16 protein-coding genes, 1 pseudogene, 1 riboswitch and 1 other annotated feature are annotated in these 19,487 nt (G+C 44.4%); of the genes and pseudogenes, 15 read left to right on the top strand and 2 right to left on the bottom strand.

Annotated features, from left to right (window positions below):
* Positions 1-18 precede the first annotated feature (18 nt).
* The 9 genes from SPSPH_RS12550 (at position 19) to tyrS (ending at position 11,452) form a co-directional block, all read left to right on the top strand.
* Positions 19-1,641, top strand: a complete 1,623-nt coding sequence (locus tag SPSPH_RS12550) for an ABC transporter substrate-binding protein (protein WP_083945628.1) — start codon at positions 19-21, stop codon at positions 1,639-1,641.
* A gap of 86 nt (positions 1,642-1,727) precedes the next feature.
* The gene (locus SPSPH_RS12545; RefSeq protein ID WP_075756838.1) at positions 1,728-2,711 is read left to right on the top strand and encodes an ABC transporter permease; all 984 of its coding nucleotides are present in this window, start codon (positions 1,728-1,730) and stop codon (positions 2,709-2,711) included.
* Positions 2,708-3,574, top strand: a complete 867-nt coding sequence (locus SPSPH_RS12540) for an ABC transporter permease (RefSeq protein ID WP_075756840.1) — start codon at positions 2,708-2,710, stop codon at positions 3,572-3,574. Before SPSPH_RS12545 ends, SPSPH_RS12540 begins: the two co-directional genes overlap by 4 nt.
* A gap of 12 nt (positions 3,575-3,586) precedes the next feature.
* Positions 3,587-4,522, top strand: coding sequence for an ABC transporter ATP-binding protein (locus SPSPH_RS12535; protein WP_075756841.1), 936 nt, complete (start codon positions 3,587-3,589; stop codon positions 4,520-4,522).
* Complete coding sequence (locus tag SPSPH_RS12530; protein ID WP_075756842.1) at positions 4,512-5,123, top strand: ABC transporter ATP-binding protein; 612 nt, start codon at positions 4,512-4,514, stop codon at positions 5,121-5,123. Before SPSPH_RS12535 ends, SPSPH_RS12530 begins: the two co-directional genes overlap by 11 nt.
* Positions 5,124-5,364: 241 nt before the next feature.
* Entirely contained in the window at positions 5,365-7,068 is a 1,704-nt protein-coding gene (locus SPSPH_RS12525; RefSeq protein WP_075756843.1) for a methyl-accepting chemotaxis protein, read from the top strand.
* Between the two features lie 385 nt (positions 7,069-7,453).
* A riboswitch (cyclic di-GMP riboswitch) is annotated at positions 7,454-7,541 on the top strand.
* A 67-nt stretch (positions 7,542-7,608) separates the two neighbouring features.
* A complete protein-coding gene (locus SPSPH_RS12520; RefSeq protein ID WP_143559013.1) occupies positions 7,609-9,288 on the top strand; it encodes a PAS domain S-box protein in 1,680 nt (559 codons plus the stop codon).
* Positions 9,289-9,592: 304 nt separating this feature from the next.
* Positions 9,593-10,123 carry a TetR/AcrR family transcriptional regulator C-terminal domain-containing protein gene (locus SPSPH_RS12515; protein WP_075756845.1) on the top strand — a complete coding sequence of 177 codons (531 nt, stop codon included), beginning with the start codon at positions 9,593-9,595 and terminating at the stop codon, positions 10,121-10,123.
* An 86-nt stretch (positions 10,124-10,209) separates the two neighbouring features.
* Positions 10,210-10,435: a binding site (T-box leader), on the top strand.
* 51 nt (positions 10,436-10,486) lie between these two features.
* Positions 10,487-11,452, top strand: a complete 966-nt coding sequence (gene tyrS / locus SPSPH_RS12510) for a tyrosine--tRNA ligase (protein WP_198930959.1) — start codon at positions 10,487-10,489, stop codon at positions 11,450-11,452.
* On the opposite strand, the gene SPSPH_RS12505 is transcribed toward tyrS, so the two are convergent.
* Complete coding sequence (locus SPSPH_RS12505; protein ID WP_075756846.1) at positions 11,442-12,767, bottom strand: hemolysin family protein; 1,326 nt, start codon at positions 12,765-12,767, stop codon at positions 11,442-11,444. The two genes, tyrS and SPSPH_RS12505, sit on opposite strands and share 11 nt — an antisense overlap.
* Positions 12,768-13,113: 346 nt before the next feature.
* Here SPSPH_RS12505 and msrB point away from each other — a divergent pair.
* From msrB to SPSPH_RS12480, 5 genes and pseudogenes are all read left to right on the top strand, one after another.
* Positions 13,114-13,554: pseudogene (gene msrB, locus SPSPH_RS12500) on the top strand (peptide-methionine (R)-S-oxide reductase MsrB); the annotation flags it as partial.
* A 214-nt stretch (positions 13,555-13,768) separates the two neighbouring features.
* Entirely contained in the window at positions 13,769-14,752 is a 984-nt protein-coding gene (locus SPSPH_RS12495; protein ID WP_075756849.1) for a methionine ABC transporter ATP-binding protein, read from the top strand.
* 39 nt (positions 14,753-14,791) lie between these two features.
* Positions 14,792-15,430 (top strand): methionine ABC transporter permease, encoded by a 639-nt coding sequence (locus SPSPH_RS12490; protein ID WP_198930961.1) that lies wholly within the window; start codon positions 14,792-14,794, stop codon positions 15,428-15,430.
* 16 nt (positions 15,431-15,446) lie between these two features.
* Complete coding sequence (locus SPSPH_RS12485) at positions 15,447-16,268, top strand: MetQ/NlpA family ABC transporter substrate-binding protein (RefSeq protein WP_083945629.1); 822 nt, start codon at positions 15,447-15,449, stop codon at positions 16,266-16,268.
* Positions 16,269-16,295: 27 nt separating this feature from the next.
* Positions 16,296-17,117, top strand: coding sequence for a DUF169 domain-containing protein (locus tag SPSPH_RS12480; RefSeq protein ID WP_075756851.1), 822 nt, complete (start codon positions 16,296-16,298; stop codon positions 17,115-17,117).
* A gap of 97 nt (positions 17,118-17,214) precedes the next feature.
* Here SPSPH_RS12480 and SPSPH_RS12475 read toward each other — a convergent pair whose 3' ends face one another.
* Positions 17,215-18,006 carry a putative hydro-lyase gene (locus tag SPSPH_RS12475; protein ID WP_075756852.1) on the bottom strand — a complete coding sequence of 264 codons (792 nt, stop codon included), beginning with the start codon at positions 18,004-18,006 and terminating at the stop codon, positions 17,215-17,217.
* A 238-nt stretch (positions 18,007-18,244) separates the two neighbouring features.
* Between SPSPH_RS12475 and SPSPH_RS12470 the strand changes: the two genes are divergently transcribed.
* Positions 18,245-19,468 (top strand): NRAMP family divalent metal transporter, encoded by a 1,224-nt coding sequence (locus SPSPH_RS12470; protein ID WP_075756853.1) that lies wholly within the window; start codon positions 18,245-18,247, stop codon positions 19,466-19,468.
* Positions 19,469-19,487 lie beyond the last annotated feature (19 nt).

Here is a 19,487-nt window from a genome sequence, read left to right as displayed (position 1 = left end):
AAGGAAGGGGATTGAAAAGTGAGTGACAAGAGTTATAAGAGAATCGTTGCAATAACTATGGCAATGCTTATGCTGGGCAGTGTTCTCCTGACAGGTTGCGGCGGCAGCAAAGAAGAGAAACCACAGGCAACTGCGAAAGACGAGATTGTTGTCGCTATCGGCGGCGAGAAGGCATCTGGTTTTGACCCGGTTACCGGCTGGGGCGCTCAGGGAGGAACTTTATTTCAGAGTAAGTTATTGGATGTCAGCCCGGACAACAAAATAGTCAATGATCTGGCAACCGATTATAAAGTAAGCAGTGATGGACTAACCTGGACTTTTACTATCCGTGAAGGTGTAAAGTTTCATGATGGCAAACTGCTGACTGCTAAGGATGTGGCTTTTACCTTTAATAAGACAAAGGCAGCCGCCAGTTTTGTTGATTTAACCGAGATGGATAAAGCGGAAGCCATTGATGATAAGACTGTTGTTTTCCATATGAAGCATCCGATGTCTATTTTTCCGTACCAGGTTGCAACCCTGGGAATTGTACCTGAACATTTATATGGTGACGGCAAAGCATATGCCCAACAGCCGGTTGGTTCAGGCCCGTATAAGTTTGTCCAGTGGGATAGAGGTCAGCAGCTTATTGTAGAACGCAATGATGATTATTATGGCGGTAAAGCCCCGTTTAAACGGATTGTATTCTTATTCTTAAATAATGATGCCGCTTATGCAGCGGCACAGGCCGGCAAGGTAGATGTGGTAAAAACGACGGAAGCATTGGCGGTCAAACCGATACCGGGCTATAACGTTGTAGACTGCAAGACCTTTGATTTCCGTTCTGTCTCACTGCCTGTCCAAAAGCCGGGCGGCAAAAGCGGGGAAGGTTATGAGGTCGGTAATGAGGTTACCAGCGATATTACAATCAGAAAAGCTCTGGCTATGGGCGTAAACCGAAAGCAAATCATTGACACCGTATTGAATGGGTATGGACAGCCTGTATTTACGATTTCCGATTATCTGCCATGGGAGAATACAGAGATCAAATGGAAAGACGGCGATATTGACGGTGCAAAAGTGCTGCTGGATAAAAACGGCTGGATTGATACAAATGGCGACGGAATCCGTGAAAAGAATGGTTTAAACGCGGAGTTCCATCTCGTTTATGAGGCCGGTGATTCCACTCGTGAATCGATTGCCATGGCATTCAGTGAACAGGCGAAAGCGCTGGGCATCCAGGTTATTGCCGATGGACTTGGGTCTTCCGACCGGGTCAGCCATAAGCATAAAGATGCTTTTCTCCTGGGGGGCGGCGCCTACAGCCCTGTCTATATGCTGAATGCCCTGCACAGTAGGTTTGCGGCCAAAGGTGGATGGTTTAATATTGTTGCGTATAAGAATCCTGTTGTGGACGGTTATCTGGATGCGGCAATTGGCGCGCTGGATGAGCAGACAGCTAATGAGAACTGGCGCAAAGCCCAGTGGGACGGTCAGACAGGCGGCAGCATTCAGGGAGATGCTCCGTATATTTATCTCATGAACATCAGCCACCTGTATTTTGTCCGGGACGGTCTTGATCTTGGCAAACAAAAATGGCATCCTCATGATCATGGGTTTGTTGTGATTAGCAATATTATGGACTGGTCATGGAAAAAGTAAACTAAATTAAATCCGCAATGAGCCCTGGTGCGGCAGCGGTGCTGTCTGCTCCGGGGCCTGGGTTTGTCTGAGAGGAGGAAATACGAATGAATATGGCCACCTATGTAGGCCGCACGTTGATACGGGGTGTCGGCCTGCTGATTGCGGTTGTTATTGTAACCTTTGTGCTTGTCCAAGCGTCGCCGATTGATCCGGTGGAAGCTTATATTACGGCGGAAAATCCGGTGTCTCAGGAGCAAAGGGAAGCAATTGCCGCATACTGGGGTCTAAATGATCCACCCCTGGAACGGTTGGGCAAATGGATCAGCGCACTGGCCCATGGAGATATGGGAACATCCATGTATTACCGGCAGCCAGTGGTGGAAGTGATACAGGTTCATTTTATGAATTCGTTAATGCTGATGGCGGTTGCCTGGATTCTCTCGGGTTTTTTCGGCTTTGCTTTAGGTGTTGTTGCGGCTGCTTACCAACATACGAGAGTAGACAGCTTCATCAAAGTATATTGCCTGCTCATTGCATCTGCACCGGCATTTTGGCTGGGGCTGCTCATTCTGATGGTATTTGCCGTATGGCTGGGCTGGTTTCCCATTGCCCTGGGCACGCCTATCGGCAAGGAGGCAGCACAGGTTACCTTTGGCGACCGCCTATATCACCTGGTATTGCCGGCCCTTACTTTAGCGATCGCAGGAACTTCCCAGATTGCTCTGCATACCAGACAAAAATTAATTGATGTATTAAACAGCGACTATGCTGTATTTGCCACAGCCCGCGGTGAAACGAGATGGCAGATTGTTTATCACCATGGCTTGCGTAATATTTTGTTACCGGCTGTTACCTTACAGTTTGGTTCAATCAGTGAATTATTCGGCGGGTCGGTACTCGCTGAGAATGTCTTTTCTTATACGGGGTTAGGCTATGTGGCAGTCGTTGCCGGGACAAAACTGGATTTGCCGCTGCTCCTAGGAATTGCTTTATGCAGCGGATTTTTCGTCTTTACAGGGAATCTGATTGCTAACTTGCTGTATCCGTTGATTGATCCGCAAATCAGGGAGGGAGGGGATATAGCATGAGTCATACAATTTGCCAGGCTGACCAAAAGGGTGTATCCTTTTGGCAGTTCAATCTTCGTACCCGTACGTTGATAGCTACTGGTGGTGCGCTTCTTATCTTAGCGGTGATTGCCGCTGCCGGCGTACTCCTTGACCCTTCCGCTTATGCACCGCAGTTTCAGCAGAAGAATCTTGCACCATCACTGGTTCATCCCTTCGGAACGGACTGGATGGGACGCGATATGTTTATGCGAACAGTAAAGGGATTATCCACCAGTCTGTGGATCGGACTGCTGGCAGCCACCGTAAGTTCGGTTATTGCCGTTATGCTGGGGGTTGCGGCAGCTACCATGGGACGCAGGGTTGACAGCCTTATCCTGTGGCTTGTGGATTTAATGCAGGGTATTCCCCATTTGATTTTATTAATGCTCATATCCTTCGTCCTGGGGAAAGGCATGCTGGGGGTATGGCTGGGAGTGGCGCTGACTCACTGGCCGATGCTGGCGAGGGTAATTCGGGCGGAAGTATTGGCAGTGAAGAATTCCCAGTATGTGCTTGCAGCCAGAAAGCTGGGATCAAGCCGCTGGAAAATCGCCGTTAGACACATCTTTCCTCATGTTGTACCGCAGTATATTGTGGGATTGATTTTGCTTTTTCCTCATGCCATTTTGCATGAGGCGTCCATTACCTTTTTAGGATTCGGACTTTTGCCGCGTGAACCGGCGGTAGGCATTATTCTGTCCGAATCCATGCGGTATCTGACAGTGGGAATGTGGTGGCTGACCGTACTTCCCGGTGCCTCCCTGCTCATTATGGTACTGCTGTTGGATATGATCGGCGAAAATTTGCGAAAATTGATGAATCCGGCAAGCGCTGAGAACTAGGAGGGAAAAGGGATGGCAAACAATGATACTGTGCCGGTATTGGATATACAAAATCTCTCTGTCAAATTCCGTATGTATGACAAAGGGCTCAGGCAAAGTGAGCTTCAGGTTATTTCCGATATCAGCCTGAATATTAAAGCCGGGGAAATTGTAGCAGTCGCCGGATCATCAGGCAGTGGCAAAAGCTTGCTTGCCCATGCGGTTTTAGGAATTTTGCCGAAAAATGCTATTGTCAACGGCAGTATGCAATATTGTGGAACAGAGCTTACTCCTCAAGCTCAGGCGAATTTAAGGGGACGCGATATTGCGCTGGTGCCGCAGTCAGTCTCTTATCTTGATCCGCTTAAAAAAGTCGGTCCCCAGGTGCAGGGCTTGTATGGTACGAAAGCACAGCAGTCGCAGGTATTTAAACGATTTGAACTGTCTGAAGAAACGGCGGAAAAATATCCGTTTCAGCTGTCGGGCGGCATGGCGCGGCGGATACTTGTTTCCACGGCGGTTATCAGCGATGCAAAGCTTATCATTGCCGATGAACCAACACCGGGACTCAGCCCCGAAATTGCTGAGACGACAATGAAATTTTTCCGGGAATTGGCTGATGAAGGTAGGGCAGTCATGCTGATTACGCACGATATTGATTTGGCTTTTATGTTTGCCGACCGGATTGCAGTATTTTATGCCGGCACAACGGTGGAAGTTGCGCCTGTTGCCGATTTTATTCAGGGCGGTGATGCCCTGCGGCACCCTTACAGCCGGGCCCTATGGAATGCTTTGCCGCAAAACGGCTTTAAGCCGATTGCAGGGGGCCAGCCTTATGCCGGCAGTTTAAAGTGCGGCTGCCCTTACGCAGCACGCTGCTGCCATAGCTCAGTTGAGTGCACTACCGCTAAAACTATAAAAATGCAAAAAGTCAGGGGTGGGGAGGTACGCTGCTGTCATGCTACTTGAGGCAAAAAATATCAGTTTCCGTTACCGGAAGGGGCCGTGGATACTAAAAGATGTTACTTTATCTGTTGGTGAGGGCGAGCGGGTTGGCCTGGTTGGCCCGTCCGGGTACGGTAAGAGTACGTTGTCTAAAATATTGGCAGGCTATATAAAACCGACATCTGGCGAGGTACTGCTTGATGGCAGGGAGTTGCAGGAAGAAGGACACAGTCCGGTGCAACTGATCTATCAGCACCCGGAAAAGGCAATAAATCCTTTATGGCGCATGAAAGATATCTTAAATGAAGGCTGGGTTCCGGACCAACTTACACTCGATTCCATAGGCATTGAACAAGGGTGGCTTGAGCGGTGCCCAGGCGAATTATCAGGTGGTGAAATGCAGCGCTTTTGCATTGCCCGGGTACTTGGCCCAAAGACAAGGTTTTTAATCGCCGATGAAATGAGCACAATGCTTGATGTGATTACACAGGCTCAGATATGGGAACTGATGGTTCGGATTATTGAAGACCGCCGCATGGGTCTGATTGTGGTTACCCATAATAAGGCACTGGCTGAAAAAGTATGCACCCGCATTATTTCTCTGCCGGAACTGAATAAACTGTAACCATATTTGCTTGCCTGCATACTCAGAATGCAGTGCAAGTTCTGATATAAGTTCAAGATATGTAAGACGAGATAACCGACTTAAGAGTTAATTATGTACGGGAGTGCCATTTGGCACTCCCGTACATAATTAACTAAACCTTAACTGTTTTGTAACCTGTACGAAAAGTTACTATGCCATAATAAAACAAGATAGCTATATCTTACCAACTTACTTATTTACTTTTAAGGAGATGGCAAAAATGACGACCAGACGGTATCCGATCATTGTACAGCTTACTGCTATTTTTACGGTGACAATTTTATTTTTTCTCGTAATATTAGGGTATGTGCTATATAGTTACTCAAACACTACAACCGCGATAGTAGAATATAGTGATAAGGTTAACACTGCCTCGGCAAAGCTGATCATGGTCAAAGATGCCCATACTGATTTTACCCGGGCGCTGCTGAATATGCGCGGTTTCCTGTTTTATGCTGACGGGGCAGTTCAATACGAACAAGGTTATCGCAGCAATTTCGGCAACAGTTATGAGACGGTAAAAAAATATAATGAGACTGCCCGGAACAGCGATGAAAATGCCGGCCAATTAGAAAAACTGCTGGCTGAATATCTTGTACTTGGCGATAAAGCGATAGCAGCCAAAAAAAATAATGATCCTGACCTGAACAAAGTGCTTAATGCGGGGCGTCAATTAGTTGACCAGATTGATGCTCAGTTTGTAGTTACAGCCCAAAAACTAGGCAACGCCATCAATGCCGATAGCAATTTTCTAATCAATCAATCAAAGGTACAAAGCCAAATCGGGATGATGGCCGGCATAATTGTGACGATTTTAGCAATACTTGTCGCGGTTATTTATAGCAGGCAAGTAACTATCCGTCTGAATAACCTAAAAACTGAGGTATCGGCGGTTGGTGCGCTGGACTTAAGCAGACCTGATTTCCATGCGACTCGCAATGATGAAATTGGCGATATGGCCGAAGCTATTATAAATATGAAGCGCACACTACGCGGTATTGTTGGCCAGATTAAGAACAATGCCGATACATTGGCGGCATCGTCTGAAGAACTCACCGCGAACTCAGAACAGTCAGCCCAGGCGGCTAACCAAATTGCAGCTTCGATTACCAGAGTAGCCACAGGAGCCAATGAGCAATTAGCGGCAGCCAATGAGGCATCTACTGTAGTTGAGAACATGTCGGCCGGTATACAGCAGGTAGCCGCCAACATAACCCAGGTTGCAGAGCAATCCATCCAGGCGGCCGGGAAGGCCGATGAAGGCGGCAAGGCCGTTGAACAGGCAGTTAGTCAAATGCTTCAGGTTGAAGACACTGTTAACACTTCGGCAGAGGTCGTGGCCAAGCTGGGGGAACGCTCAAAGGAGATTGGCCAGATTGTGGACACTATTTCCGGCATCGCCGGTCAAACCAATTTGCTGGCCCTTAACGCAGCCATCGAGGCAGCAAGAGCGGGCGAACAGGGAAGAGGTTTCGCCGTAGTAGCCGAGGAAGTCCGCAAGCTTGCCGAGCAGTCCCAGGAAGCAGCCAAGAAGATTGCAGAGCTGATTGGGGAAATCCAGGGAGATACCGATAAGGCTGTCGTGGCTATGAACAACGGTACGCGAGAAGTAAAAGCCGGAGCTGAGGTCGTCAATGCCGCAGGAAGGGCCTTCCATGAAATCGTAGAAGTGGTGTCGTGTGTATCCAAACAGGTGGGTGAGAGTTCTGCGGCCATTCAGCAAATAGCAGGCGAAAGTCAGCAGATTGTGGGAACGGTTACAACGATTGACACCCTCAGCAAGATGTCGGCCGGAGAGGCTCAAACCGTTTCGGCAGCCACTGAGGAACAACTGGCTTCAACGGCAGATATTGCGGCCTCCAGCGAAGAACTGTCAAGGCTGGCTCAAGCACTCCAAATGGAAATGGTTAAGTTTCGGGTATAGTGATTTTGAAAAGTAATTAACCTGTTTTTAATTAGAATATAACAATGAATTTTTATTTATTTGTTATGATTAAAATACAGACTGCATAAATCATTCAATTGTCTCGACAAGCGGGAATCAGGAGGTGCTATCAGATAAATGTCGCGAGTTAGATTTAGGGATGTTTTGAACTTGTTGCTTCAGGCTTTTGTTGTTAGTGCCTTGCTATTATTATTGTTTTGGCCAAGAAATTAAATCAATACGGAATTCTGTAAAATTTGCAGAGCTTGGGAAAACAGGTAATCTTGTTTTGTAAGCAGATAATTGGTTTAGGATAATTAAATAATGGAATTTTTCACACATTTAGCAGGATTTTAACGATAGATGTATAAAAGGATTATATAAAAGGAATAGTGGGCAAACTTTCCAAAAGGAAGGGACGCAAAGCCATGGGTCTAAGGATGAGTTACATCTATGATTGCCAGGTTGCATTAAACATGCAATCTGGTTTTTTTATTTGCAGGTTTCAATCTTGCGGTAGTGGTCTTGGTATTAAATTGTGTGGATGGTGAACTTGAATTGATAGTCCTGAATAGCACTAATTCTAGCGGCTCAGCTATTGAATGGTTGACGATATCCCGGGATAACAGCGGCCGTAAGCAGCATGAACAGCGTATACAAGAAATGGAAACCGATTATCGCCAGATTTTTCAGGGCAGTCCTGTGGTAAGTATTATCATTGACCCTGATACAGGCAATATTCTTGATGCCAATCAGGCGGCGGTAGACTATTACGGCTATACCCTTGAAGAATTGCAGGTAATGACGATACGTCAAATCAACATCGCTCCGCGGGGAGAAATAGACGAATGTATAAATAAAGTAAGCAGGAATCATTATAAGGCAATACCGTTCCGTCATAAATTGAAAGATGGGAGCATCAGAGAGGTAGAAATATATTCCGGTCCTGTGAAGCTAAAGGGGCGAATACTGGTTCATTCCCTTATTATCGATGTCACGGCGCGAAGAAGGGCGGAGGCAGATTTGCGGGAAAGCAACCGGCGCCTGCGGGACTTTGCCGAAGCGGTATCGGATGTCAGCTTCATTATTGACGAAGACGGCCGCTACCTGGATGTGTTCGGCGACGAAAAAATGCTCCCTATGCCGGGGACAGAGTTTTTGGGCCAGACAATTCACCAGGTATTATCGGAAGATTCGGCTGATTTCATCTTAAATGAAGTGCAGCAGGCAATTATTTCCGGCATACAGCGGAAAGGAATTTATGAAATACAGATCGGTGGAGAAAAGCAATATTTCTTGGGGCGTACGGTGCCGCTTACTTATATAGTCAACGGCAAAAGGACGGCAGCGGTTATTGCTGCCGATATTTTGGAACAGCAGGAAAACACGTTGCAAATGATCTATGAGCTGCGGCGCAGAAGCGATATTATTAGCAGTGTTCTTGACGGGAAAGTGGATAGTAATAAAAGTTTTGCTTATACTTGCAGCAGTCTGGGACTGGATATAAACCTCCCCTCATTTGTATGCAAAATCTTAAATTATTCATTGGATTCCGGTGATAGCAATTCACAATTAGCTAAAATTAACTGCGACCGGAAACGTAAGGATAAAATGATGATCGCATTAAGCGAAATCCCAAATTGCATAGTTTGGGGTTGTCAGGATGGTATCTATGTTTTATGCTATGCCACATTCGGCAAGCGTGAGTGGGAACGCAGCAAAGAAATAGCTTCACTTATCAGAACTAAATTATTGGAAGATGACTCCAGTATGTCAGTGTTCGTGGGCATCAGCGAAGTACATACCGGTGTTGAAGGGTTGAAAAAAAATTGCCGTCAAGCGCTGAGTGCGGTGCTTGCCGCCCGCAGCAGGGCGGTGGATGGAGGCGGGGTTGTCCATTACCGGGAAGCCGGCTTGTTTCAATTTGTTTCCGAGCCTTTAAGCGGCAACGCTGCCAGAGAATATATTGCGCAACATATCGGCAACTTGCTGGAATATGACCAGACCAAACAAACCAATTATTTGGTGACTCTGGAAGAACTATTGCGCGGTGCGAGTATAAGGGAAACGGCAGAGAAACAGCATCTTCATCCTAAAAGCGTGATATATCGCCACAAGAGCATTGCAAAAATCCTGAATGTCGATCTTAACGACTATCAAACCAGACTGACGCTAGGCTTGGCTCTGCAGCTATATAAACTGAATGCAAACAACCTGTAGAGAAAAACAAGCTGATTATCTCAATTAGATAGTAACCCTGTCTTTTTTATAATCCAACGGCAGCTAGTGCGGCCAATACAGCTGCTTTTAGAAGAAATGGAGATTTCCGCTGCTATCCAGCAGATGGCCAGTGACAGTCAGCAAATTGTAAATTCCGTTCAGGATATAGAGAATATATAGAGCCTTTTTTAAAATATAAGTGTCAGCCTAAAAGGCTGACACTTTCAATGTAAGCTGGTTTTATGTTTCAGCAAACCTTTATGCAGAACCCGGCGCGATGTAGGAGAACTTATAGGAGAATACTATGAATAGTAAACAAATTCTGGCAGACTCACTTGAGAAACTACTGATGAAAAAGAACCTTGATAATATTCAGGTTAGTGAAATTGTAGCTGGTACTTCTCTTTCGAGAAAGACGTTTTACCGTCACTTTAAAGACAAATATGACCTTGCCAACTGGTACTTTGCTCAATTTTATGAAGTCACTTTTGGTTGTATCACAGAGGGGCTCACCTGGGAGGACGCATTGCTGTGCTATCTTAACATTTGTCAAGAAAAATATTGTGTGTTAAAAAATGCCTATGCGAGCCGTGATATTAACGGTCTTCGCGGTTATGACATTGCGGCTACGAAAAAAACATATGAGAAATATCTGATGATTAAGGGGGCTGACATTAATACGGAAACAATGCGTTTTGCTATTGATATAGCCGCTCGTGGCGGCACAGATATGGTTATCGAATGGCTTCTTAACGGAATGAAAATGGAAAAGAGTAAATTGGTATGCTTGCTTAAACAAACGTTACCAAACGATATTCTTAAATATATTGATTGAAAGAAACCTGAAAAATGTCACACATGTATCATTTTGTGACTTTACTTTTACTGCTGAATCAACTAGACTTTAATAAATTGAATTATGCAAGGGCTATGAGAGGAAGAAGTAGGTCAGTTTCACATCATTCAGAGAGCAGCCGGCTGGTGAGAGGCTGTTGACGTACTGATTGAATACATCCTGGAGCCGATGCCTGAATTGATAGTAGGGTTGACGGTTACGCCGGATACAGCGTATGAGTGTTAGCACTCATTGAGGGAAATTCTGTGAGGAATTTCCAAGTCAGAGGTGGTACCGCATTTTGCCCTCTGCTCCAATTGGAGCAGAGGGTTTTATTATAAATTGTGACGAGGAGTTGGTATAATGAAAATTTATGATGAATTGGTGGCTCGTGGCTTAATTGCCCAGGTTACTGACGAAGAAAAAATTAAAGATATTATTAATAGTGGCAATGCAACATTTTATATTGGTTTTGATCCAACTGCGGATTCTTTGCATGTGGGGCATTTTATGGCGCTATGCCTAATGAAACGTTTGCAGATGGCAGGAAACAAACCGGTTGTTCTTCTTGGCGGCGGAACAGGTTATATCGGTGATCCATCTGGCCGAACGGATTTGCGTTCTATGATGTCACCTGAAACAATTCAGCATAATTGTGCTTGCTTTAAAAAACAGATGGAAAAATTCATCGAATTCGGCGAGAATAAAGCAATTATGGTTAATAATGCAGATTGGCTCTTGGAGCTAAATTACATTGAATTACTTCGTGATATGGGAGCCTGTTTTCCCGTAAATAATATGTTGCGGGCAGAATGTTACAAGCAGCGGCTGGAAAAGGGGCTATCCTTTTTGGAATTTAATTATATGGTTATGCAGTCTTATGATTATTATTATCTATATCAGAATTATGGCTGCAATATGCAGTTTGGCGGTGATGACCAGTGGTCCAATATGTTAGGTGGTACGGAACTGATTCGTCGTAAGTTAGGCAAAGATGCCTATGCTATGACAATTACATTGCTAAAGAATTCCGAAGGCAATAAGATGGGAAAGACGGCCAAGGGAGCTGTTTGGCTTGACCCCAACAAAACGACACCTTTTGAATTCTATCAATATTGGCGTAATATTGGTGAGGCCGATGTTCTCAAATGCATACGCATGCTTACCTTCTTGCCACTTGAGCAGATTGACGCAATGGATCAATGGGAAGGCAGTCAGCTAAACGAAGCCAAGGAAGTATTGGCATACGAACTGACTAAGTTAGTCCACGATGAAGAAAAAGCCCAAAAAGCAAAGACCGTTTATGAAGTAGGTTCTGTTAGAGAATAGGGGCGACTTCATCAGTTTGTTCAGCTTTCACTTCGAAACGAAAAATGCTATTTCCTTCAATTTCAACTACTTTAAACCGATAGCCTTCATGAAGAATCTCAGCATTTTTTTCCAGTTTCCCTCTATATTGGTTTATAAACCATCCACCCAAGGTATGAATATTTTCAGTTTCCATTGTAATATTTAGGATCTGCTGAACATCTATAATAGATTCTCGGGCGTCAATTGAATAATGCCCTGCTCCCAGTTCAAAAACCGGAGGTACATCATCAATATCATATTCGTCTTCGATTTCGCCAACAATTTCTTCAAGAACGTCTTCTAATGCCACAACACCTGCAGTTCCACCGTATTCGTCAAGGACAATAGCCAGCTGTTTGCGTTGCTTTTGCATTTGTTGTAAAATTTCTACAGCAGGTGTGAACTCATAAATAAATAAAGGTTCTCGATAAAATTGTTTTATAGAAGTGATTTTTTCATTTCTTAAACAGATTGTCAATAAATCTTTCGTATGAATATATCCAATGATATGGTCTTTATCTTCCAGACAAACAGGGTAGCGGGCAAACTGTTCTTGTGCAATAATCTCAAAATTCTTTTCGATTGGCAGGTCATCAAACATGCATACCATGCTGGTACGCGGAATCATGATATCTACCGCAATTTTCTCGTTCATCTCGAAGATGTTGCTTGTCAATTCAAGTTCCGATTGGTTTATCTCTCCGCCCTCATGACTTTGGAGCAGGAGCATTCTAATTTCTTCTTCGGAATGAATTCCCTGGTGTTCACCTATATTGCGCAGCCCAACCCACCGAATGAGAGTGTTTGCTGCACCATTTAATAACCATATGGCAGGATACATTATTTTGTGAAACCAAATTAATGGTCCTGATACAAATAGGGCAACCCCTTCCGCACGCTGAATAGCAAGGGATTTAGGTGCTAATTCGCCAACAACCACATGCAAAAATGAAATGGTTGAAAAGCCGATTAAGAACGAAACTATACCTACTGCTTGCTTCCCCAGGCCAAGTGATGTTAGCAGCGGCTCTACCAGGCCAGCCACTGTAGGCTCTCCTATCCAGCCTAACCCAAGGGCGGTTAAGGTAATGCCCAGCTGGCAAGCCGATAAATACCCATCCAGGTTATTAATAACATGCATTGCTTTATTAGCCGATGCATTTCCTTCATTAATAAGCTGCTGGATTTTAGACTCCCTGATCTTTACCATGGCAAATTCAGCAGCCACAAAAAAGGCGGTAGCTGCAATTAATACAATAACTATAAGTAAGTTGATACTGTCTGAGACCACCATTCTATTGCACTCCCTGCGATTTTAAATTCCATATCCATTTCTGCGTAACAATTAGACAGAGCAATGAAGAGCATTAACTTTTCTAGGATTCCCTCATGGCCTTCCTCTTTAACCGTTATTTTAATCAAACAGCCATAGCAGTAATAGAAAAATTTGCTTTTCTGAATTTCTTCTATAATCTGGTACAACTTGGGGACTCCTTATTGTTATTTCCCGGGCTCTCATGCTGCATGAACGCGGGGATATTTTGTATAAAGGCATGGCAGACTATAATGATAGATACCTCATGGGGAAAGCTTAACCAGGCAGGTATCGATATACAAGGAGGGCTTGTATGGGCAGGAATCAGAACCATTTAGAGAATAGTGAACAGTTAAGAAAACGCTTAAACCCGCTTCAATTTGCCGTGACTCAGGAAAATGCCACCGAACCGGCTTTTCGCAACGAGTATTGGGACAATAAGCGTGAGGGTGTTTATGTTGATATTGTGTCAGGAGAACCATTATTTTCTTCACTGGACAAATTTGATTCCGGCTGCGGCTGGCCAAGTTTTACCAAGCCGATAGAGGAAAAGGAAATACGGCAGACAACAGATAGAAGCCATGCAATGGTTCGAACAGAAGTGCGCAGTAAAAAAGCCGACTCGCATTTGGGTCATGTATTTAACGATGGACCACGACCTGGCGGTTTGCGCTACTGTATCAATTCCGCCGCCTTACGGTTTATTCCCAAAGAAGAGCTGGAGCAGGAAGGCTATGGCGATTTACTGAGATTATTTGAAAAGTAATTTGTCGATTACCGGCAATTTTAGAGCAAGTCCCATTACTTGAAACTTCAGTAATGGGACTTGTTCCATTTAGAATCGATACGGTAGGCGCAGGAAAACAGGGATGTTTTAGCGTTATCATTAAAATAGTATTTATATAAAAAATATGCTATACTTATAAATATTTTATTTTGCAAAAACGTAATATTTCTCGATAGTAAGGCGGTACGAGACTGTGATACAGGTGCAAAATCTTTGTAAATCTTATAATAATAGTAAGGTGCTGACCGACATCAATTTACAGGTACACCAAGGTGAAATTTTTGGCATTGTGGGGCAAAGTGGTGCCGGGAAATCAACTTTGCTGAGGTGTATCAACGGTTTAGAGACTTTTGATAAAGGAAAAATGATAGTAAATGATACCGATATTTCCCTGCTTTCCGAAAACGAACTAAGGTTATTTCGTCGTAAAATCGGCATGATTTTTCAAAACTTTGCTTTATTAAACCGTAAAACCGTGTTAGAAAATGTTATGTTGCCAATGGAATGCTGGAAATATCCTCAGAGAACAATGAAAAAAAAGGCTGAAGAATTGCTGGATATGGTAGGACTGGCAGGCAAAATGAAATCCCTGCCCAATGAATTGTCAGGAGGACAGAAGCAGCGTGTTGCAATTGCAAGGGCTTTGACGCTTGAACCGGATATTCTCCTGTGTGATGAGGCTACCTCGGCCTTGGATCCTGCGATCACCAAATCGATTCTGGAATTACTTGCTGACGTTAACCGTGAACTGGGTATTACAATCGTAATCGTAACCCATGATATGTCGGTCGTAAAAACTGTTTGTGACCGAATGGCAATTATTACAGGCAATAAAATAGCGGTGCAAGGTTCTGTGGCCAGTATCTTTTTGGACGAACCACCTGCATTAATCGAACTGGTGGGCCGAAGAGAGATTATCGCACCGCCGGGGCGCTCCATTATCAAGCTTGCTATCAGCGATTCCGACATCAATCAATTTCTCTATAGTTTTGCTTTGGACTTGAAAATCGATTTTTCGATTGCAGCAGCGAATATTGAACAGTTTCACAATAATAGTTACGGCCATCTGTATTTGAGCATTGCCAATGAAAATATCGAACGCACTGCGGCCTATTGTGCGAGTCAGAGAATGGATTGTGTGATATTTGAGCCAGGTGTCCGTTCGGGGGTAGAGTAAATGTTTTTTGATCTTTCTTCTACTAGGTTGCTTGAATATTTGCCGAAAATAATTCTTCCTGCAGTTGTTTCAACTTTGCAGATGCTCTTTTTTTCCATGCTGTTTGGTTTTATTATTGGTACTCTTGTGGCCATTTTGCTGGTGATGACTTCACCCTATGGTTTGAAACCCAATAAAAAGATTTATAATACAGTCAGCTTTATTGTGAACATGATCCGCTCATTTCCTGTAATCATACTTATTGTTGCCATATCGCCCATTACCCGGGCATTAGTAGGAACCTCGATCGGTGAAGAGGCCGCGATTGTTCCGTTAACTCTGGCCGCTTTCCCGGTTATTGCCCGCTATATGGAAGCTAGTTTGCAAGAAGTGGATACAAATGTAATTCTGGCTGCAAGATCTTTTGGCGCCAGCAATACCCAGATCATGTTGAAAGTGCTTTTTCCCGAAGCGTTGCCGTCAATAGTATCCGGTTTGACCACAACAGCTATATTGTTCCTGGCCAGTACAACCCTGGCCGGAGCGGTGGGAGCCGGGGGCTTGGGCGCGGTGGCACTGACATTTGGGTATCAGCGCTTTGATGATGTAATGATGTATGCCATTGTAGTGATTTTGTTTATTATGGTATTGGCTATCCAAGGGATTGGAGAACTGATATATAGAAGGGTAAAAAAATAAAAGGAGTTGTAGATACGTGAATTTTAAAAAACTTGGATTGGCAGTATTGCTGGGGATTAGCATGATGGCTATGGCAGGCTGCGGCAGCAGCGACAAAGCCGGTGATGCAAAAGATACGGGTAAAAAGACGGAAATAACCATTGCCTGCGCTGAGACAACTCAGGCGATGGTGGCTGAAGTAGTTCCCGTCATGGCTGAAAAAGGTTATAAAGTTACATACAAAGTTTTTGATAACAATGTAAATACTCTGGTTGCTGCCAATGATGGCAGTGTAGACTGCGTGTTAGTGGTTCATAAACCATTTATGGAAAGCTTTAATCAAGCCAATAAAGGTGATTTAGTTATGGTGCAGCCCTATCTCTATACAGTCGGCATGGGACTCTACTCGGAAAAATACAAGAGTATTGACCAGATTCCTGATGGGGCAACGATTGCGATCATGAATGATGCCATGAATATGGACCGTGGTCTTAGAATCCTTAGTGATGCCGGACTCATTACCCTGAAAGAGAATACCGGCAAAGCTTCGGTGCTGGATATTGCCAAGAATCCGCACAACTTTAAATTTAGGGATATGGATCAAACCCAAACAGTACGTTCTTTGGCAGATGTGGATGCCTCCATTGCTTTTTTTAGTCATATGAGAAATGCCAAAAAGGACTTTAAAGCATATTTAATCCGGGATAAACAGCCCGAACAGTATCCGCAAGGGGTAGTTGTAAAAGCCAAAAACGCAGATGCTCAGTGGGCGGCCGACCTGGTGAGTGCTTTTCGCAGTGAAAAAATCAGAAAGTTTACTGAAGAACATTATGGCGGTTTGTATCAGTATATTAATTAACCGGAATAATTAAGACAGGTGATATAAATGTCAATACATGCTGCAAAATGGCTGGATATTCTTTTGGACTTGCGCAGAAAACCTGTTGGTATCAAGTTTTTACTGACCGAAGCCGACTATGTGCAAAGTTTGGCTAAAGCTCCTCAAAATGGAATGCCATATTGTACCGCAGTCAAATGGGCCGGACAAGGTCGCAGTTATAAAATGGATGCAGCTCATTGTAGCTGTTTTGCTGCTTCCCGTGCGCTGGGGATGGCTGATGTCACGGAAGACGCCGTTTCCGGCAGCAGGCATGCAAAGTTAGGAGTTTATGAAAATCTGGGTGTGAGCCGCGCCGTTGCCAGGGATATGATATATTGCGCCCATAAGTGTGCCGGTGTTGAAATTATGCCGCTTGAGCAATATACAACCAGCAAGCCGGATGTTGTTATCCTGGTTACAACGCCCTATAATGCCATGCGGATTACGCAAGCGTATGCGTATCATCACGGACAGATGAAGGAGATAAAAATGGCCGGGATGTGTGCCATTTGTCAGGAGTGTACATCCTATCCTCACGAAAGGAATATGCCCAACATTTCCATGCTTTGTTCCGGGACAAGATGTGTTGCTCAGTGGTCAAGGGACGAACTGGGAATTGGCATTCCCCACCATTATCTTGAGCTTGTGATCAATGGCCTGCGTCAAACGGTTAATCCCATGGAATTTAATCAGGACAAAGAGAGGGTAGCTCAAAGACTGGCAGAGGCCGGGCAGACAGATACTATGGAAATAGTGTTAAGCCAAAACTACTACACCGGAGCCTATGGGACGCCGGAGCAGATTGCCCGCCGCAACAGGAAAGCGTAGCTGATAAAATAAAAACTGCACCCCAAAGGTTAGACAAAAATCTAACGCTTGGAAGGTGCAGTTTTTTTATATGGTAAATACACCCTGGCAATGAATATTATAAAGCGGCATGTGATTGATCTCTGACATCGCAGATAAACATATAACCAGGTGCGTGGGTAATCATAAGCTCAGGTTTGACGGTCATTGCGACTGCTTGCGGAGTACAGCCGCAGGCCCAAAATACAGGAACCTCCCCGGGCTTGATAGTTACTGCATCACCAAAGTCGGGTTTATCAATAGCTTTTATGCCAATATGAGCAGGATCGCCGATATGGATAGGTGCACCGTGAACTGCCGGGAACCGTGAGGTTACCTGAACAGCGCGAGTCACTTGCCCGTAGGGAATAGGGCGCATACTGACGACAGTGGGGCCATGGAAAATCCCGGCAGGTATGCACTCAATATTTGTTATGTACATGGGGACATTGCACTGCTCATCAATATGACGGATGCCGATTCCGGCGTCTAACAGAGCTGATTCAAAGGTAAAGCTGCAGCCTAACAAAAAAGCCACCAAATCGTCGCTCCAGTATTTTTCAATGCTTGTCGGTTCGTCTGTCAGGATACCGTTTTTATAAATTCTATATTTAGGAACATCAAACCTTAGGTCAGCACCGGGAGCCATTAATTTGGGTTCAGGACAACCGACATCAGTTACATCCAATATTGGACAAGGTTTAGGATTACGCTGGGCGAACAGCAGGAAATCAAAAGCCATAGATTTTGGTAAAATCGCCAAATTGGCTTGTGTATATCCCTTGGCGATACCGGCAGTTGGTTGTATGAGCTTGTTACTGCGGAAAAGCTCTCTGGCGCTATGCGGCGTCATGGCTGATACATTATTCATTGGCAGTCCTCCTTAACATAGCATAAAATTAAGGGCACTTATTTTCCTGATTATAACATAAAATCCAAAAAGTATAAAATTTTATTATTGCTCTTTTTTCGGGTGCTAACTTGCAGCCAATACCAAATTATTGAAATGTATACATATAAACTGTTGCAGGTAATTTGTTAATATTGTAGAAACTGTTAAAAGGTGGCAATACAATTTGGTGGCAATACAATTTTAGGAGGAGATTATAATGGCAGAACCTGTAATTAGTAAACCGGGTGTTTCGACCAAGACGAACTGGTCAGTTCTTCTCGGAGCGGCGTTCATTATGGCTACTTCAGCTATCGGGCCGGGATTTCTTACGCAGACAACGGTGTTTACGGAGAAATTCCAAGCTAATTTTGCCTTTGCTATTTTAGCATCAGTTATTATTGATATTGGCGCCCAGTTAAACGTTTGGCGGATTATTGCCATAAGCCGTATGCGTGGTCAGGATGTGGCCAATAAAGTTTTTCCCGGCTTAGGACATTTTGTTGCATTTCTAATTGTTATGGGTGGTTTAGCCTTTAATATTGGCAATATTGGTGGTACCGGGATGGCGTTAAATGTCCTCTTCGGCATGACCGAACAAACAGGTGCTATCATATCCTGTCTTATTGCAATCGCAATTTTTGCCTCAAAAGAAGCAGGGGCTGCTATGGATACGGTGGCAAAAGTTCTCGGTGGTCTTATGATCTTATTAACGACATATGTCATGTTTATTTCTAATCCACCGGTGGCTGACGCAGTGGTTAAGTCGGTATTTCCGGACAACTATGGTATGCTGATGTTGCCAATGATCACCCTTGTCGGCGGTACGGTTGGCGGCTATATTACTTTTGCCGGCGGTCATCGTTTGCTGGATGCAGGCATTGTCGGCCAGGAAAATTTGAAAGAAGTAAATAAAAGTGCCATTACCGGTATTGTGGTCACCGGTATTATGCGGACAATCCTGTTCTTAGCCGCCCTGGGGGTTGTTGCCGGCGGTGCTGTACTGGCAAAGAGTAATCCACCGGCTTCCGTATTTCAACATGCAGCAGGACAGATGGGTTATAAATTCTTTGGTATTGTATTATGGGCGGCAGCCATTACCTCTGTGGTGGGCTGCGCGTATACCAGTGTATCATTTCTACGCTCTACGTTTAAGGTGATAGATAAGTATAATTCCTACTTTATTATGTTGTTTATCCTGTTTTCCACGCTGGTTTTTGTTATATTGGGACGCCCGGTTACCATTCTGGTTATTGCCGGTTCGCTCAATGGTCTGATTTTGCCTGTAACTTTAGGAGTAATGCTGCTTGCGGCCTACAACACAAAAATTGTGGGTGAATACAAGCATCCGTTATGGCTGCTGGTATTTGGAATTTTGGCAGTCTTGATTTCCGTCTATGCTGGTGCCACCTCCTTACAAGGGATTGCAGCACTTTGGAAATAGGTGAATTAAGCTGCTGAAA

Origin of the sequence: Sporomusa sphaeroides DSM 2875 (genome assembly GCF_001941975.2) — a bacterium.
Taxonomy (GTDB): domain Bacteria; phylum Bacillota; class Negativicutes; order Sporomusales; family Sporomusaceae; genus Sporomusa; species Sporomusa sphaeroides.
The sequence above is the reverse complement of the archived record's forward strand: the minus strand, read 5'-3'. Positions and strand labels throughout refer to the sequence as shown.

Coding starts and splice junctions, on each gene's coding strand:
- SPSPH_RS12545 (WP_075756838.1), top strand. CDS start 1,728: ATGAATATGGCCACCTATGTAGGCCGCACGTTGATACGGGGTGTCGGC.
- SPSPH_RS12540 (WP_075756840.1), top strand. CDS start 2,708: ATGAGTCATACAATTTGCCAGGCTGACCAAAAGGGTGTATCCTTTTGG.
- SPSPH_RS12535 (WP_075756841.1), top strand. CDS start 3,587: ATGGCAAACAATGATACTGTGCCGGTATTGGATATACAAAATCTCTCT.
- SPSPH_RS12530 (WP_075756842.1), top strand. CDS start 4,512: ATGCTACTTGAGGCAAAAAATATCAGTTTCCGTTACCGGAAGGGGCCG.
- SPSPH_RS12525 (WP_075756843.1), top strand. CDS start 5,365: ATGACGACCAGACGGTATCCGATCATTGTACAGCTTACTGCTATTTTT.
- SPSPH_RS12515 (WP_075756845.1), top strand. CDS start 9,593: ATGAATAGTAAACAAATTCTGGCAGACTCACTTGAGAAACTACTGATG.
- tyrS (WP_198930959.1), top strand. CDS start 10,487: ATGAAAATTTATGATGAATTGGTGGCTCGTGGCTTAATTGCCCAGGTT.
- SPSPH_RS12505 (WP_075756846.1), bottom strand. CDS start 12,767: ATGGTGGTCTCAGACAGTATCAACTTACTTATAGTTATTGTATTAATT.
- SPSPH_RS12480 (WP_075756851.1), top strand. CDS start 16,296: ATGTCAATACATGCTGCAAAATGGCTGGATATTCTTTTGGACTTGCGC.
- SPSPH_RS12475 (WP_075756852.1), bottom strand. CDS start 18,006: ATGAATAATGTATCAGCCATGACGCCGCATAGCGCCAGAGAGCTTTTC.
- SPSPH_RS12470 (WP_075756853.1), top strand. CDS start 18,245: ATGGCAGAACCTGTAATTAGTAAACCGGGTGTTTCGACCAAGACGAAC.